General features: G+C 44.6%; 2 protein-coding genes and 1 pseudogene. All 3 read left to right on the top strand.

The genetic code is table 11. The annotated features are described in order from the left end of the window. A pseudogene (locus F6K20_RS37005) lies at positions 1–190 on the top strand (HAD family hydrolase); the annotation flags it as partial. Positions 191–451: 261 nt separating this feature from the next. Continuing rightward, on the top strand, positions 452–598 hold the full coding sequence (locus tag F6K20_RS37000; protein ID WP_287264648.1) for a hypothetical protein: 147 nt from the start codon (positions 452–454) through the stop codon (positions 596–598). Positions 599–605: 7 nt separating this feature from the next. Further along, a complete protein-coding gene (locus tag F6K20_RS36995) occupies positions 606–1,676 on the top strand; it encodes a helix-turn-helix domain-containing protein (protein ID WP_287264647.1) in 1,071 nt (356 codons plus the stop codon). Positions 1,677–1,774: the final 98 nt, after the last annotated feature.

Genomic DNA, 1,774 nt, shown 5'->3' with positions numbered 1-1,774 from the left:
TTCAGATCTAGTTTATGGAGACATAACTCAATCGATAACTCCATCGATAACTCCATCGATAACTCCATTGGATAATGTATCTGGATCTGAACAAGCATCTGGAGATGAGAACCAATTTGGATATCGAAGAAGAGCTAAATACCAACACTCAGTGCGCTCATCAGTGGCTGGTAGGTATCGTAGGTACTAAATGCTAAGCCCTAGTATAGCGTTTTTTAATTTGGTGAAGTACATATTCCTTGGTTTTAGGGAACAGGCAACAGGTAAAAAATCCTGTGTACTTCATTAGGCTAGAAACCGCTATACATAGCATCTTTTGAATTTGGCATGTTGAATTTGGCATGCTAAGCAACTGTACTAACCTCAGTAAGCATCAAGGCGTCACTGGATGGTAAATTGTAAAAATTGCACATCAGTGACGCCTTTGTAATGTAAAGTAAGTTTTAAGCTTATGCGCTACGCGCACGCTACGCGAACAGCTTATGCGCTACGCGCACGCTACGCGAACAGCTATTGGCTATCAGCTATTGGCTTTTCCCCAGACTTTCAATTTTATTTTAAGCTGCGCGAACGCGAATGGCTGACAGCTGACAGCTGACGGCTGAATGCTTACGTCTGCTGAAATATTAGAAGAGGAGTGTATTTTATCTGAACCAGTCATGAGTTTGAAAGCAGCAACTTCTAGTCAAGATTTGGAGCAATCTAGGGTAGCAAGTCCCCAGGTTATCTCCTATGGTTTTACGGATGTGGAACAGTTGACTGAGTTCTTGATATATAGCCACATGGAAATGATTCAGCTTTCTCGTGGTTCTTTCCAGAGTAAGTTTTTGTCTACCAAGATTGGTGATTTATATTTCACACGCATTAGCGCCAATCAATCGATTCAAGCTTGGGGTCCGAAACAGCAGGGATATTTAAATTTTGAGCTGGTTTGGGGATCCATTGGAGGCAATTGTTATGCCCACGGTCAGCCCCTTTGTCCCCAAACTGATTTGTATGGTTTTGATATGCAACGGGGAACGGGCTTCGTGACTCCTCAAGTGGCAATGACATTAGGGATATTCATCCCGGTGGGAATCTTTGAAGCTTGTGCAAATGACTTGCAGCGCTATGATTTGGACGATCGCTTTCTCGCCATGAATCATGTCAGTATATTACCCGATCCCATGGCAGAGATCAAGGACTATCTACGAGAACTATTTTGGTTGGCGCAACATAAACCTGACTGGTTGAACCAGCCCCATGTTCAACAGCTGGTTGCAAATGATATCGTTCCGTTGGTAATTCAAGCCATTCCCATTCAAGGCAGTTCCACCCCTACCCTCAAACCGTCTCGGCGGAGAAAGTTGATAGGCCAAGCCGAGCTTGAAATGGTGGCTCAGTTGGAAAAACCCCTGACCCTCAAGGAGCTAGCCAAACGATTGGGGTCTAGCAGTTCAGCGTTGTCCTATGGGTTTCAGGACTTATTTGGCATGAGTCCCATGCGTTATCTCAAGGTGCGACGGCTCAATGCGGTGCGCAGGTGCCTGAAGGCACGTGATCCAGACAGTTGTAGCGTACAAAGCCTAGCTAACCAATTTGGGTTTTGGAATCCAGGCCATTTTGCTAGAGATTACAGACTCATGTTTGGGGAATTGCCTTCAACAACCTTGCACATGAAAGCACAAGTTACATAATATTAAGGAAGAATTAAGGGAAATCACAACCTAAGCATATGGGCTACGCGCACGCTACGCGAACAGCAGTAAGAACTCAGCTTAGGTGTGGGAAAAGA

Source organism: Moorena sp. SIO2C4, assembly GCF_010672485.1.
Classification (GTDB): domain Bacteria; phylum Cyanobacteriota; class Cyanobacteriia; order Cyanobacteriales; family Coleofasciculaceae; genus Moorena; species Moorena producens.
Note: the sequence above shows the minus strand (reverse complement) of the source record. Positions and strands in the feature narration are given on the sequence as shown.